Source organism: Nocardioides panzhihuensis (assembly GCF_013408335.1).
GTDB classification, from domain to species: Bacteria; Actinomycetota; Actinomycetes; order Propionibacteriales; family Nocardioidaceae; genus Nocardioides; species Nocardioides panzhihuensis.
Genome location: NZ_JACBZR010000001.1, coordinates 2,743,807 through 2,757,741, shown reverse-complemented (window position 1 = coordinate 2,757,741; position 13,935 = coordinate 2,743,807). Strand labels below are relative to the sequence as shown.

Genomic DNA, 13,935 nt, shown 5'->3' with positions numbered 1-13,935 from the left:
GGATCTCTCTCGTGACTGCCTTGGTGGGCCGTCAAGATGGATCACATGACATATGAGGCGCCTGCCGAAGCGGAGCTCGAGGAGATCGAGCCCGACACCAAGGACTGGACCTGGGTCCTGGATCGGCCCTGCCCCGAGTGCGGCTTCGTCGCCGGTGCCGTGACCGCGGACCGGCTCCCCGAGATCGTGCGGGACAACGCGACCTACTGGGAGATCTATCTCGCCGCCGACAACGCGCGCGAGCGCACACGGCCCGGGGTCTGGTCGGCGTTGGAGTACGGCGCCCACGTACGTGACGTCCACCGCGTCTTCGGCGAGCGGCTGCGGCAGATGCTGACCGAGGACGAGCCGCGGTTCGCCAACTGGGACCAGGACGAGGCCGCCCGCGAGGGCGACTACGCCGGCCAGGACCCGGAGGTCGTGGCCGAGGAGCTGATGGACGCCGCCGACGAGGTGGCCACGATCTACGAGAAGGTCCCGCCGGACGCGTGGGGCCGTCGCGGGACCCGTTCCAACGGCGACGTGTTCAGCGTCGAGTCGCTGGGCCGCTACCACCTCCACGACGTCGTCCACCACCTGTGGGACGTACGCGCCGCCGCCAAGCGAGCGACGGTCGCCGCCTACGACGCCAGCGTCACGACGTACGTCGAGAGCACCTCCTTCTCGGAGGAGAACCGCTCGCTCCTCGACCGTTTCCTGGCCGAGCTCGAGCCCGGCGACCACGTCCTCGAGATCGGCACCGGGCCCGGCCACGACGCGAAGGCGCTCGAAGCCGGGGGAGTGCGGGTGCGGCGTACCGACATCAGCGAGGGGTTCGTGGCGCACCTGCGGACGCAGGGCCACGCCGCGGCCTGCCTGGACCCGCTGACCGACGACCTGCGTGATCCGGTCCACCCGGACGTCCCCTACGCCGCGGTCTGGGCCTCGGCGACGCTGCTGCATGTGGCCCGCGACGACTTCGGGACCGTGCTCGGCAGGCTCGCCGAGGTCACTCGCCCCGGCGGTGCGCTGCACGTGTCGCTGAAGGAGGGGGACGGCGAGGAGTGGATCAACCGCGGCCACGTCGAGGCTCCCCGCCTCTTCGTCTACTGGGGTGAGTCCGAGCTTCGGGCTGCGCTGGACGAGGCCGGCTGGGACGTGCTCGAGGTCGGGCACGCCGACGGGCCCCTCGGGGACGTCTGGCTCGATGTGCTCGCTCGTCGGCGCGGCTGAGATCGGCTGAGTAGCATTCGGGGCGATGAGGCACACGGAGTTCTGGTCCCGGATGGAAGACGCGCTCGGCGCGGGCTATGCGCGTGCCTGGGCGCGCCAGTTCGTGATGGGAGAGCTGGGCGGGCGCACCGCGCAGGAGGCGCTCGACGACGGCGTCTCGCCCAAGGAGGTCTGGGCCGCGGTCTGGAAGACCCTGGAGCTGCCGGCACGGGAGCGGTGACGTGACCTCGGGCCTCGCCGCTCCGCGCTCGACCGCGGCGGTCCAGAAGCGCACCATCCTCACCCTGGTCGCCACCCAGGCGGTCGGCGCGATGGGCATCACCATCGGGATCGCGACCGCCTCCCTGCTGGCGCGTGACCTGTCCGGGTCGGAGTCGATGGCGGGACTGTCCCAGACGACCCAGGTGCTGGGCGCCGCGGTGGCCGCGTACGTCCTGGGGCGGGTGATGGACGCCCGCGGGCGCCGGATCGGGCTGCTGGCGGGATATCTGCTCGGTTCGGCCGGTGGTCTGCTGGCCGTCCTGGCGGGCGTGGTCGGCTCGATGACGCTGCTGCTGGTCGGCGCGGTGCTGCTCGGCGCGACCACCGCGGCGAACAACGGCGCCCGCTACGCGGCCACCGACCTGGCACCTGCGACCAGCCGCGCGCGAGCGCTGTCGGTCGTGGTCTGGGCGACCACGTTCGGCGCGGTCATCGGGCCCAACCTGACCGGTGTCGCCGAGCTCTTCACCGACGCCGTCGGGATCCCGGTGCTCACCGGGCCGTTCGCCCTCGGCTCGGTCGCGATGCTGGCGGCAGCGCTGGTGGTCGGGGTCTTCCTGCGACCGGATCCGCTGCTGGTCGCCCGGGAGGGGGCTCCGCCCGCGGAGACGCCGAAGGGAACGAGCTGGCGCCGGGCGCTCGCCGTGATCCGGGAGCGTCCCGCGCTCGCCGCGGCGGTCGTCGGACAGGCCGCGGCGCACGCCACGATGGTCGCGGTGATGGTGATGACCCCGCTCCACATGGAGCACGGCGGCGCCGGGCTGGAGGTCATCGGGTTGGTGATCAGCGGGCACGTCCTCGGCATGTTCGCCTTCGCTCCGGTCGCCGGCTGGCTCGCCGACCGCGTCGGCCGAGCCGACGTGATGGCGCTCGGCGGCGGGGTGCTCCTGGTGGCCCTGGTCCTGTGCGCCGCGGCGCCGCAGGGCAGCTCGGGGCGGATCTTCGTCGGGCTCTTCCTGCTCGGTCTCGGCTGGTCCCTGGCCACGATCGCTGCGGCCACCTCGGTGGCGGACCACACCCCGCTCGAGGTGCGCGCCGACGTCCAGGGCACCGCCGACCTGATCATGGGCGTCGCCGCTGCCGCCGCGGGAGCGCTGTCCGGAGTCGTCGTCGACGTGGCCGGATATCCAGCGCTCGCGCTCTGCGCGATCCTGCTGGTCGTGGTGCTGTTCGGAGCGGCGTACGTGGGGCGTCGGTCGGCCTGACACGCCTGTGACAGGGCAGGGCCGCTGGGCGGCCCTGCCCGTCAGCATCCTCAGCCGAGGAGCTTCTCCATGGTGTCGATCTCCTTCGTCTGGGACTCGATGATCGTCCCGGCCAGGTCGACGGCGGGCTTGAACCGGCCCTCGTCCTGCTCGGTCTCGGCCATCTCGACCGCGCCCTCGTGGTGCTCGATCATCATCTCCAGCCACATGTCCCGGAACTCGGCGTCGGAGGCGTTCTCGAGGGCGTCCATGTCCTCGGCAGACATCATCCCGGGCATGTCGTGGTCCATGCCCTCCATCGAGTCGGACGCGCTGCTGTCCTCGTCGCCGTGGCCCTCGTGGCCGCCGTTGACGTGGTCGCGCATGGTCGAAGGCACCTCCTCGCCCCACTCCTGGAGCCAGCCGGACATGGTCTCGATCTCGGGGCTCTGGGCCGCCCGGATCTCGTCCGCGAGCTCCTGGACCTCGGGCTCGAGCTTGCGGTCCATGGTCAGGTCGACCATCGACATCGCCTGGGCGTGGTGCTGGATCATGTCGGTCGCGAAGGTGACGTCGGCCTTGTTGTGCTCGGTCTCGGAGAGCTTTTGGGGCTGATCGGCCCCGTCGCTGCCGCCGCAGGCGGACAGCGTCAGCAGCACCGCCAGGCCGGCCGCGGCCAAGGTCGTGCGGGTGAGGCTACGTTGCGTACGCATCTGTTGTTTCTCCTTGTCAGGTGCTGTTTGCGGGCATCGCTGACCCAGCTGCGGACCGCGGGCGTGGCCCGGGTCGCGGCTGAGTCGAGACCGCTCAGCACCTGATGACGGAGTAGGCCCACACCGAGGGCGGGCCGGTCGCCAGACGTGTGATCAAGGGGGTGGATCCGGCCGTCCGGGACCAGCTGCGGCTGCGGCTGAGCCACCACACCGGCGTACGCCGCCACAACCTGCTCAGGAGCAGCACGCCCGCGGCGAGCAGGAACGCAACGCACAGCATCATCGCCGTGTGTTCCTCGCCTCCGGGGCCTCCGGCGTGGCCGGGCGCGACGGAGCCGGCGTGGCTGGCGTGCTCGGCGTGGTCCAGAGCGTGGGTGTGCCCCACGTGGACGGCCGGCAGGCTCAGTGAGGCGTGCTCGCCGTCGGCGCGGGTGCCGTGGAGGCTCAGCGCGTGCATGGCCAGCAGGCCGGAGACCGTGACGACGACCGCTGCGAGCAGACCGACGCGTACGACCATCCCGGTCGTCCGCCGCCGTCGTCCTGCTGCCGTCCACACACAGCACACCTTAAGGAGTCGATCGTCCGCGGACAAAGCGGGCTCGTAGCCCGGTTCCCCCTTGCGGTTCATACCCCCATGGGGTATGAATTGGGTATAGAGATCCTGAACGAACGAGCAAGGGAGCGACATGACGTCGCATGACGGGCACCTGCACGCCGGACACGACCACGCAGGACATCAGCACTCGACGCATGAAGGTCATGGTGAGCACGGCGACCACGGCGACCATGGGGGACACGCCGGGCACGGCGGTGGCGTGAACGCGATGGCGGCGAGCGCCACGCTGCACTGCCTCACCGGCTGTGCGATCGGTGAGATCGCCGGGCTGATGATCGGCACCGCGATCGGGCTCAGCACGGGGTGGACGATCGCCCTGGCGGTCTCGCTGGCGTTCGCCTTCGGCTACGCCCTCTCGACCCTGCCGCTGCTGAAGTCGGGCCTGGCCGTCGGTGCGGCGTTCAGCGTGGTGCTCGCCGCCGACACCCTCTCGATCGCGACCATGGAGCTGGTCGACAACCTGGTCATGGCGCTCATCCCCGGGGCCATGGAGGCAGGTCTGGTCAACGTGGTGTTCTGGCTCGCGATGATGATCGCCCTCTCGGTCGCCTTCGTGGCGGCCTTCCCGGTCAATCGATACCTGCTCCAGAGGGGCAAGGGACATGCGCTGACGCACCAGTACCACGGCGCGGAGCCGGTCCAGGAGGGCTTCCGGCGCTACCTCCCCTCGTTCTCGAGCGGTGGCTTGGCCGCGGTGATCGTCGCCTTCATGCTCGGCGGCCTGTCGGTCGCCGTCGCTGACGAGATCGCCGGCGACCCGACTCCCGCTGAGCAGGTCGAGATGGAGGGCCACTGAGGATCCCGGCAGGCTCGACACGCCCGAACAGGTGTTCACATCGAACGCTTGTTCGGGTTAGTGTGTGGTGGTAGGTGGAGTGTGTTTCATGCTTTCGCCCCACGCAGAACAGGGCTGTGAGACACCGTGCCGGAGGGTCCCGTTCAAAACTGTCGGTGGTCCCGTCTAGCGTCTGCCTTGATGACGACGAAGACACGTGGCCAAGCGGCAGGCAAGGGGAAGAAGTCTGCCCCTCAGGAAGGAAAGAACATGGCGGCAGGTGACCGCGAGAAGGCATTGGATGCCGCTCTCGCCAACATCGAAAGACAGTTCGGCAAGGGCTCGGTCATGCGGCTGGGCGATGAGACCCGGGCTCCGCTGGAGGTGATCCCGACCGGCTCGATCGCGCTCGACGTGGCGCTGGGTCTGGGCGGCCTGCCTCGCGGGCGGGTCGTGGAGATCTACGGTCCGGAGTCCTCGGGTAAGACGACGGTGGCCCTCCACGCGGTCGCCAGCGCGCAGCGCGCCGGTGGCATCGTGGCCTTCATCGACGCCGAGCACGCACTCGACCCGGAATACGCGAAGAACCTCGGCGTCGACACCGACGCCCTGCTGGTCTCCCAGCCAGACTCGGGTGAGCAGGCCCTGGAGATCGCCGACATGCTGATCCGCTCGGGCGCGCTCGACCTGATCGTCATCGACTCCGTCGCGGCGCTCGTGCCGCGGGCCGAGATCGAGGGCGAGATGGGCGACAGCCACGTCGGCCTGCAGGCTCGACTGATGAGCCAGGCGCTGCGAAAGATGACCGGAGCGCTCAACAACTCCGGCACGACCGCGATCTTCATCAACCAGCTGCGCGAGAAGATCGGCGTGATGTTCGGCTCGCCCGAGACCACGACCGGTGGTCGCGCGCTGAAGTTCTATTCCTCGGTGCGACTCGACGTGCGCCGGATCGAGACGCTCAAGGACGGCACCGACATGGTCGGCAACCGCACCCGCGTCAAGGTCGTGAAGAACAAGGTGGCCCCGCCGTTCAAGCAGGCCGAGTTCGACATCATGTACGGGAAGGGCATCTCCCGCGAGGGTGGCCTGATCGACGTCGGTGTCGAGGCCGGCCTGGTCCGCAAGGCCGGCGCTTGGTACACCTACGAGGGTGACCAGCTCGGTCAGGGCAAGGAGAACTCCCGCAACTTCCTCAAGGACAACCCCGATCTGGCCAACGAGCTGGAGAAGCGGATCCTGGAGAAGCTCGGCGTCCTGCCGACGGTCGACGCTCCGGCCGAGGGCGAGGCGCCCGTGGCCGAGCCCGCCGGTGTCGAGGACTTCTAGGTCCATAGGCACCGACTGACCCGTGGCTTCGTCAGAGCGCAACCGTTCGTCCACCCAGGATCCCTGGGTGGACGAACGGCCCGCGCCCGACTGGCTTCAAGTGAGCCAGCCGTTCGCGACGGAGGAGCGAAGGGCTGAGCGAGACGAGGTTGAGCAAGCGTCACCGCTGAGCTCGCGAAGCGGTGTAAGCGCGTCGAAACCAACACAGTCCCGTCGCCGCAAACCTCGCCCCGCAGACCCGGCGGACCCCAAGAACGACCCCGAGCCCGACCACGAGGCGATCGCCCGCAAGATCCTCCTCGACGCGTTGACCGGACAGGCGCGCAGCCGCAAGGAACTGGCCGACAAGCTGGAGAAGAAGGAGGTCCCGCAAGCCCTGGCGACACGGCTGCTGGACCGCTTCGAAGAGGTCGGCCTGGTCGACGACGAGGCCTTCGCCAGAGCCTGGATCGCCAGCCGACAGCCGGGCAAGGGCCTGGCGCGGCGTGCCCTCGCCCAAGAGCTGCGCCGCAAGGGCATCGACGACGAGGTGGCCCGCGAGGCGCTCGACGAGATCGACCCCGACGACGAGCGCGAGGCGGGCCGGCGGATGGTCCGGCGCAAGCTGCGCTCCCTGGAGCGATTCGACGACCAGACCAAGACCCGGCGTCTGGTGGGGATGCTCGCTCGCAAGGGATACGGCGCCGGTGTGGCCTTCGCCATCGTTCGCGAGGAGCTCGCGCTTGCCGATGAATATGACGCCGGTGATGTCGTGCCAGAATCCGATCTGTGAGTGAGCAGCAAGAGCGCGAGATCCTGACCTATGACCTGTTCGGCAGCGCCGTACGCGACATCGCCCAGCAGGTGGTGGACAGCGGTTACGAGCCCGACATCGTGCTCTCCATCGCCCGCGGTGGCCTGGCCCTCGGGATGGGCCTGGGCTACGCCCTCGATGTGAAGAACCTGTCCGCGGTCAACGTCGAGTTCTACACCGGCGTCAACGAGCGTCTCGAGGTCCCGATGATGCTCCCGCCGACCCCCGCGGCAGTTGATCTGACCGGGATGAAGGTGCTGATCGCCGACGACGTCGCCGACACCGGCAAGACCCTGGAGATCGTGCACGACTTCTGCGAGGGCCACGTGGCCGAGGCCCGCACCGCGGTGATCTTCGAGAAGCCGTGGACGGTGATCAACGCCGACTACGTCTACAAGAAGACCGACCGCTGGATCGACTTCCCCTGGTCCTCCCTGCCCCCGCTCGTCGACCGCCGCGGCGGCCTCGCCCACTGACGCATCGCCGCTAGCCTTGTAGCCATGTTCACACCGGTCGCCGTCCACACCGGGAAGCAGCGCCTCGGCGGGGTGACGCGCCCGGGGGAGAGCTGGGCATCGGCGGCGTCGAGGATCGCCGGGCGCCCTGCGTACGCTCTGGACCTCTCAGGTGAGGTGAAGGAGTTCTCCTCCGACCCGATGCCCGTGGTGGCGCTGCGGCCGATGACCCGTGGCGACCTGCCGCACCTGGTCCGTTGGCTGAACGCGGACCACGTGCACCGGTGGTACGCGGTGGACGGCGACCCCACCCCCGACTGGGTCGCCGAGAACTACGGACCCGACATCGACGGCAAGACGCCGGTGACCTTCTGGGTCATCGAGGTCAACGGCCGCTCGGTCGGCTTCTGCCAGGACTACCGGATCAGCGACGAACCGGACTACGCCCTGCTCACCCCCGACCCGGACGCGATCGGCTTCGACTACGCGATCGGGGAGCCGGCCTTCGTCGGCCGCGGCATCGGGTCGCGGACGGCCTGGGTCTGGCTCAGCTCGATCCCGCGACGCTACCCCGGCGCGACGGCCTGCTTCGCCGCACCCGACCACCGCAACGCTGGCTCGCTGCGGATGCTCGCCAAGGTCGGCTTCGAGCAGGGGACCTGGTTCGACGAGCCCCAACCCGACGGCTCGACGACCACGATGGTCGGCTGCTCGCTGGATCTGCGGCGCGTTCTCGGCTGACCCGCCCCGGTCGCCCGGTCGCGGGCCTATCGTCGAGGCATGAGCCTTCTCGATGAGCTACGGCTGCCGGCCGGACCGGTGGACCTGCGAACGTACGACACCAACTCCGCGCCCGGTGTCGGCGCCGACAAGGAGACCGGAAAGCAGGTCCTCGCCGAGCTCGGCCCGACGCTGATCGAGCTGCAGACCAAGCTGTTCGCCTCCAAGGAGAGCGACGACCCCAGGCGGATGCTGCTCGTCCTGCAGGGGATGGACACCTCCGGCAAGGGTGGCGTGCTCAAGCACACCGTCGGGCTCGTCGACCCGGTCGGCGTGAAGATCACCAGCTTCAAGGCGCCGACCGAGGAGGAGCGGGCCCAGGACTTCCTGTGGCGGATCGAGAAGGCGGTGCCGGAGCCCGGCTACCTGGGTGTCTTCGACCGCTCCCACTACGAGGACGTGCTGATCGGCCGAGTCCGCGAGCTCGCCGCCCCTGCGGAGATCGAGCGGCGCTACGACGCGATCAACGACTTCGAGAAGCGGTTGGCCGAGGACGGCACCGTCATCCTCAAGTGCATGCTGCACATCTCGCCTAAGGAGCAGAAGAAGCGGCTCCTGGCCCGGCTGGAGGACCCCGCGAAGCACTGGAAATACAGTCCGGGCGACCTCGACGAGCGTCAGCTGTGGGACCGATACCAGGAGGCGTACGAGATTGCGCTGGAGCGCACCAACACCGAGTACGCTCCGTGGTACCTCGTGCCGAGCGACAAGAAGTGGTACCGCAACCTGGCCATCGGCGAGCTGCTCCTGGAGACCCTGGACCGGCTCGGCCTCGACTGGCCCGCGCCCCGCTTCGACGTCGCCGAGGAGAAGAGACGACTGGAAGAGGACACCATCTCGTGAGTGAGCGCCAGCGAGCGAGCCATCAAGGCGTCACGTGGCCGCGTCCGTATTCTGGCGCTTGCGCTACGGATGTGGCCGCGTGAGTCTGGGGACGGTGCGGGTGACTCGGTATGTCACCCCGCTCCGGGAGGGCGGAAGCCTGCCCGGGATCGTGGAGGCCGATGATCTCGGCACCTATGTCTGCAAGTTCCGTGGCGCCGGGCAGGGGCTCCGGGTGCTGGTCGCCGAGGTGATCGTCACCGGTCTGTGCCGGGCGCTCGACATCCCGACGCCGGACCAGGTCGTGCTCGACCTCGACCCGGAGATCGCCCGCTACGAGGCCGACGAGGAGGTACAGGACCTCCTCAACGTGAGCGCCGGGCTCAACCTCGGCATCGATTTCCTGGCCGGAGCCTTCGGCTACGACGCCGCCTACGCTCCCGACCCGTCGCTGGCCGGGCGCATCCTGTGGCTGGACGCGCTGATCGCCAACGTCGACCGCTCCTGGCGCAACCCCAACATGCTGCTGTGGAACGGCGCGCTCTACGTCATCGACCACGGCGCCTCGCTCTACTTCCACCACGTCTGGCCCGGCGGTGGCGGCGACCCGGACCGCTACGCGGCCCAGCCGTACGACACCTCCGAGCATGTCCTGCGGGCCCACGCCACCGACGCAATCGACCAGAACGACGACCTGGCCGCGCGGCTCGACGACGCGGTGCTGGAGAAGGTGCTCGCCGACGTGCCCGACGAGTGGCTCGAGCCCGTGCCCGGCTACGACACCCCGGAGTCGCTGCGCGAGCGCTACGTCGCGTTCCTGCGCGCCCGCCTCGACGGCGGGCGTCCGTGGCTGCCCGCCGCCGAGCCGGCCCAGGAGTCGTGATGGACGCCTACCAGTACGTCGTCCTCCGCTGCGTACCTCGTCCCGAGCGCGAGGAGTTCCTCAACGTCGGCGTCGTCCTCCACTGCCCCGAGCAGAAGTTCCTCGCCGCCCGGTGGGCGCTCGGCGAGCAGCGCCTGGCCATCTTCGCCCCCGGCCTCGACCAGTCCCTCGTACGCGCCGCCCTGGAGTCGGTGGACCTGATCTGCGCCGGCGCCGCTCACGCCGGCTTCGGCGCGGGCATCCGCTCCACGGCGTACGGCATCCGTTCCCTCACCGACAACGAGTCGGCGAGGTTCGGCCTCCTCAAGGCCCCGAAGAGCACCGTCCTCCAGCCCGGCCCTGTCCACGGCGGCGTGACCGCCGACGCTCCCGCCGAGCTCGACCGGATCTTCGCCCACCAGATCGCCTGACCGCCGAGGCGTCACCCCCGTCGCCCGAGGCGTCAACTGCGTCGCCCGAGGCGTCAACTGCGTCGCCCGAGTGGTCACCGAAGTGACCACTCGGCCGACGCGAGTGACGTCTCGGCGGGTCAGACAGGGACGAGCTCGACGGCGCCGACCGCGTAGCGAGCCAGGATGGTGCGAGCGACCTCGGGGTGGGCGCCCATGGGGTCGCTGACCGCGACGGCACCGGCCTCGAGAGCGAGCTCCTTGGCGCGGTCGGGCAGCTGCCCGGGGGCCAGGAAGAGCATGCCGACGGCGATGTGGCGGCGGCCCTCGGCGCGGAAGGCACGGACGGCCTCGCCGGTGGCCGGGGGAGCGGCCGAGGCGTACGCGGCCACGACCGGCAGCTTGTGGTGGGCACCCCAGATCCGGGCGAGACGGGCCACGGACTGGTTGGCCAGCGAGTCCGAGGAACCGGCGGCGGCCAGGACGAGCGCGTCGAGCTCGCGCACCCGCGCCGCCTTCAAGGACGCCCGCAGACGCTCGTCGAGCACCTGCAGGAAGACGCTCTCGAGACCGAGGATCTCGCTGGTGTGGATGCGCAGACCGGAGTGGCGCGCGGTGGCCTCGGCGATGACCGAGGGTACGTCGACGCGGGCGTGGAACGCCTCGGTCAGCAGGAGGGGCACGACGACGATCTCGTCGTGGCCGGCCTTGACCAGCTTGTCGACGACCGCCTGGAAGCGCGGTCGAGAGTGGTCGAGGAAGGCGGCTTCGATGCGCAGATCGGGACGCAGGGCGCGTACCTCGGCGATCAGGGCGTTGATCGTCGCGGCCGACTGCGGATCGCGGCTGCCGTGAGCCAGGGCTACCAGAGCGGGAGCTGCCATTGTCTTCATCCTTCGGTGTTGCAGGTCTGTGTTGTTTTGCGCCCTCCGGGCGCGGGCTGTGGCCGGGATCAGGCGTGGATGCCGCACTCGGTCTTGCCGGTGCCGGCCCATCGCCCGCTGCGCGGGTCCTCGCCGGGGGCCACCCGGCGGGTGCACGGCGCGCAGCCGATCGAGGGATAGCCGTCATAGACGAGCGGGTTCACGAGCACTCCGTTGTCCTCGATATATCGCTCGACCTGCTCGTCGGACCATCGCGCCATCGGCGAAACCTTGACCTTCTGGCGTTTGGCGTCCCAGCCGATCACCGGTGCGATGACCCGGTTCTTCGTCTCCGCGCGGCGCAGGCCCGTGGCCCAGGCGTCGTAGGAGGCGAGCGAGTCGGCCAGCGGCTTGACCTTGCGCAGCGCGCAGCACAGGTCGGGGTCGGTCCGATAGAGGTCCTTGCCGTACTCCGCATCCTGCTCGGCGACGGTCTGCGCAGGCGTGATCGTCAACAGGTTGACCGGCATCGTCGCCTCGACCGCGTCGCGGGTGCCGATCGTCTCGATGAAGTGGTAGCCGGTGTCGAGGAAGACCACGTCGATGCCGGGTACGACCTTCGCGGCGAGGTGCGCGAGGACGGCGTCACCCATCGAGGACGTGATCGCGAACCGGTCGCCGAACGTGGCCGCGGCCCACTCGATGATCGTCTCGGCCGGGGCGAGCTCGAGCTCGGCTCCCCAGTGGGAGACGATCTCGCGCAGCTCCTCGGGCGTACGGCCTTCGGTGTCGACGGCGCGGTTGGCCCGCGCGGCTGCAGTGCTGACACTCATGCCTGTGCCTCCTTCGTGACTCGAGAGATCTGTGGCCGAGAGAGCTGGCCCAGCGACTTCAGCTGGAAGGCCCGCAGGCAGCCGCGGCACTCCCAGGACCCGTGCGTGGCCTCGTGGGGCCACAGGTCGGTCTCGCCGCAGAAGGGGCAGTGGTACGGGGTGCTGGCTCGCCCACTCATACCGGCACCTCGCTCAGGGTCTTCTCGCCGCGCAGCAGGACCTCGTCTGCCCGGGCGGTCCAGGCCGCGAAGGTCTCGCCCTCCTCGCGGTCGGCGAGGTAGTTGACCACCAGCGCGGAGATGTAGTCGTCGAGCCCGGCCGAGGTCACCTTGTGCGCCCGCAGCTTGCGACCGAAGTTGGCGGTCAGCCCGGTCGCACCGCCCAGGTGCACCTGGAAGCCCTCGACCTGGTTGCCGTCGTCGTCGAGGACCAGCTGGCCCTTGAGCCCGATGTCGCCCACCTGCGTACGAGCGCAGGCGTTGGGGCAGCCGTTGACGTTGACGGTGATCGAGGCGTCGAGCTCGGGGAACCGCGACTCGAGCGAGGCGATCAGGTCGCGCGCCCGGTCCTTGGTGTCCACGATCGCGAGCTTGCAGAACTCGATCCCGGTGCAGGCCATCGTGTTCTGGCGCCAGTTGGAGGGCCGGGCCGAGAAGCCGATGCCGTCCAGCTCGGTGACCAGCTCCTCCACGACCTCCGGCGAGACGCCGATGAGCACGATCTTCTGGTACGGAGTCAGCCGGGCGCCCTCGACGGCGAACTTCTCCATGACGCCGGCGAGCTCGACCAGGTGGGTGCCGGAGATGCGTCCGGCGATCGGTGCCAGGCCGACGTACTTCTTGCCGTCCTTCTGGTCGTGGATGCCGACGTGGTCGCGGTGGCCCAGGGGCGACTCGGGGGAGGGGTTGGAGACGAGCGGACGCTCCAGGTACTCGTTCTCGAGCACCTCGCGGAACTTGTCCTTGCCCCAGTCGGCGACCAGGAACTTCAGCCGTGCCCGTGAGCGGAGCCGGCGGTAGCCGTAGTCGCGGAAGATGCCGGCGACGCCGGCCCACACGTCGGCGACCTCGTCGAGCGGCACCCACACGCCGAGCTTCTCGGCCAGACGCGGGTTGGTGGACAGACCGCCGCCTACCCAGACGTCGAAGCCGGGGCCGTGCTCGGGGTGGACGGTGCCGACGAAGGCGATGTCGTTGATCTCCGGCGCCACGTCGTGCGAGGGGTGGCCGGTCAGCGCGGTCTTGAACTTGCGCGGGAAGTTCGAGAAGGCCGGGTCACCCAGGTAGCGGGACTCGATCTCGCGCAGCGCCGAGGTGCCGTCGATGATCTCGTCGGCGGCGACACCGGCGACCGGCGAGCCCAGGAACGGACGCGGCGAGTCACCGCACGCCTCGGTCGAGTGCAGCCCGACCTCCTCCAGACGCGACCAGATCTCGGGGACGTTCTCGACCTCGATCCAGTGGTACTGGATGTTCTGACGGTCGGTGATGTCCGCGGTGTCCCGCGCGAAGTCGACGCCGATCTGACCCAGCGTGCCCACGGCGGCGGGGGAGAGGAGCTTGCCGTCGGAGCGTACGCGCATCATGAAGTAGCGGTCGTCGAGCTCCTCCTCGTCGAGGATGGCGGTCTTGCCACCGTCGATTCCCGGCTTGCGCTGGGTGTAGAGACCGAACCAGCGGAAGCGGCCGCGCATGTCGGCCGGGTCGATCGAGTCGAACCCGCGCTTGGAGTAGGTGTAGAGGATCCGGTCGCGAACGTTGAGCGGGTCGTCGTTCTTCTTCGACTCCTCGTTCTTGTTCAGCGGCTCGGTGTAGCCGAGGGCCCACTGACCCTCGCCCTTCTTGGGGCGGGGGATCTCGGTTCGGGTGGCGCGCTTGGCCTGAAACCGGTTGTCGCTCATGTCAGAGAAACCTTTGCGTCGGTCGTGGACGCACGGCGGAGCAGAGACGTGCTCGCGGCGGGCGCCCGGGATGTCTGTCGGGCGGCGGGCCAGGGCTCGACGCGTGAAAATTGCGGAGCGCTGGGCG

The 13,935-nt window shown here is 69.6% G+C and carries 17 protein-coding genes; 11 read left to right on the top strand and 6 right to left on the bottom strand.

The genetic code is table 11. The annotated features are described in order from the left end of the window. The first annotated feature begins 45 nt into the window (after positions 1-45). From BJ988_RS13145 to BJ988_RS13135, 3 genes are read left to right on the top strand one after another with little or no spacing between them, the layout of a single operon-like run. Positions 46-1,212: a DinB family protein gene (locus BJ988_RS13145; RefSeq protein ID WP_179658406.1), complete on the top strand. Its 1,167-nt coding sequence runs from the start codon at positions 46-48 to the stop codon at positions 1,210-1,212. A gap of 25 nt (positions 1,213-1,237) precedes the next feature. Further along, positions 1,238-1,432 carry a DUF3046 domain-containing protein gene (locus tag BJ988_RS13140; protein WP_179658405.1) on the top strand — a complete coding sequence of 65 codons (195 nt, stop codon included), beginning with the start codon at positions 1,238-1,240 and terminating at the stop codon, positions 1,430-1,432. Position 1,433: 1 nt separating this feature from the next. Next, the gene (locus BJ988_RS13135; RefSeq protein ID WP_179658404.1) at positions 1,434-2,678 is read left to right on the top strand and encodes an MFS transporter; all 1,245 of its coding nucleotides are present in this window, start codon (positions 1,434-1,436) and stop codon (positions 2,676-2,678) included. Between the two features lie 50 nt (positions 2,679-2,728). Here BJ988_RS13135 and BJ988_RS13130 read toward each other — a convergent pair whose 3' ends face one another. Beyond that, positions 2,729-3,370: a DUF305 domain-containing protein gene (locus tag BJ988_RS13130; protein ID WP_179658403.1), complete on the bottom strand. Its 642-nt coding sequence runs from the start codon at positions 3,368-3,370 to the stop codon at positions 2,729-2,731. 94 nt (positions 3,371-3,464) lie between these two features. Continuing rightward, on the bottom strand, positions 3,465-3,926 hold the full coding sequence (locus BJ988_RS13125) for a DUF6153 family protein (RefSeq protein WP_179658402.1): 462 nt from the start codon (positions 3,924-3,926) through the stop codon (positions 3,465-3,467). A 130-nt stretch (positions 3,927-4,056) separates the two neighbouring features. On the opposite strand from BJ988_RS13125, the gene BJ988_RS13120 reads away from it, so the two are divergent. From BJ988_RS13120 to BJ988_RS13085, 8 genes are all read left to right on the top strand, one after another. Beyond that, positions 4,057-4,782 carry a DUF4396 domain-containing protein gene (locus BJ988_RS13120; protein ID WP_246321472.1) on the top strand — a complete coding sequence of 242 codons (726 nt, stop codon included), beginning with the start codon at positions 4,057-4,059 and terminating at the stop codon, positions 4,780-4,782. 249 nt (positions 4,783-5,031) lie between these two features. Beyond that, positions 5,032-6,090: a recombinase RecA gene (recA, locus tag BJ988_RS13115; protein ID WP_179661481.1), complete on the top strand. Its 1,059-nt coding sequence runs from the start codon at positions 5,032-5,034 to the stop codon at positions 6,088-6,090. A 67-nt stretch (positions 6,091-6,157) separates the two neighbouring features. Continuing rightward, on the top strand, positions 6,158-6,862 hold the full coding sequence (locus tag BJ988_RS13110) for a RecX family transcriptional regulator (protein WP_179658401.1): 705 nt from the start codon (positions 6,158-6,160) through the stop codon (positions 6,860-6,862). Continuing rightward, positions 6,859-7,359, top strand: coding sequence for a phosphoribosyltransferase family protein (locus BJ988_RS13105; RefSeq protein ID WP_179658400.1), 501 nt, complete (start codon positions 6,859-6,861; stop codon positions 7,357-7,359). Before BJ988_RS13110 ends, BJ988_RS13105 begins: the two co-directional genes overlap by 4 nt. Before the next feature lie 24 nt (positions 7,360-7,383). Beyond that, positions 7,384-8,079 carry a GNAT family N-acetyltransferase gene (locus BJ988_RS13100; protein WP_179658399.1) on the top strand — a complete coding sequence of 232 codons (696 nt, stop codon included), beginning with the start codon at positions 7,384-7,386 and terminating at the stop codon, positions 8,077-8,079. Between the two features lie 39 nt (positions 8,080-8,118). Continuing rightward, positions 8,119-8,961, top strand: a complete 843-nt coding sequence (locus tag BJ988_RS13095; RefSeq protein ID WP_179658398.1) for a PPK2 family polyphosphate kinase — start codon at positions 8,119-8,121, stop codon at positions 8,959-8,961. Between the two features lie 79 nt (positions 8,962-9,040). Beyond that, positions 9,041-9,823: a HipA family kinase gene (locus BJ988_RS13090; RefSeq protein WP_179658397.1), complete on the top strand. Its 783-nt coding sequence runs from the start codon at positions 9,041-9,043 to the stop codon at positions 9,821-9,823. Beyond that, positions 9,823-10,233, top strand: a complete 411-nt coding sequence (locus BJ988_RS13085) for a DUF3037 domain-containing protein (RefSeq protein ID WP_179658396.1) — start codon at positions 9,823-9,825, stop codon at positions 10,231-10,233. Before BJ988_RS13090 ends, BJ988_RS13085 begins: the two co-directional genes overlap by 1 nt. Positions 10,234-10,352: 119 nt before the next feature. Here BJ988_RS13085 and BJ988_RS13080 read toward each other — a convergent pair whose 3' ends face one another. The 4 genes from BJ988_RS13080 to BJ988_RS13065 all read right to left on the bottom strand — a co-directional run bounded on the left by BJ988_RS13080 (position 10,353) and on the right by BJ988_RS13065 (position 13,808). Next, positions 10,353-11,096 (bottom strand): sirohydrochlorin chelatase, encoded by a 744-nt coding sequence (locus BJ988_RS13080; protein ID WP_179658395.1) that lies wholly within the window; start codon positions 11,094-11,096, stop codon positions 10,353-10,355. Between the two features lie 68 nt (positions 11,097-11,164). Continuing rightward, on the bottom strand, positions 11,165-11,908 hold the full coding sequence (locus BJ988_RS13075; RefSeq protein ID WP_179658394.1) for a phosphoadenylyl-sulfate reductase: 744 nt from the start codon (positions 11,906-11,908) through the stop codon (positions 11,165-11,167). Then, entirely contained in the window at positions 11,905-12,087 is a 183-nt protein-coding gene (locus tag BJ988_RS13070) for a hypothetical protein (protein ID WP_179658393.1), read from the bottom strand. Before BJ988_RS13070 ends, BJ988_RS13075 begins: the two co-directional genes overlap by 4 nt. Next, entirely contained in the window at positions 12,084-13,808 is a 1,725-nt protein-coding gene (locus BJ988_RS13065; RefSeq protein ID WP_179658392.1) for a nitrite/sulfite reductase, read from the bottom strand. The genes BJ988_RS13070 and BJ988_RS13065 overlap by 4 nt, the downstream gene beginning before the upstream one ends. Between the last annotated feature and the right edge of the window lie 127 nt (positions 13,809-13,935).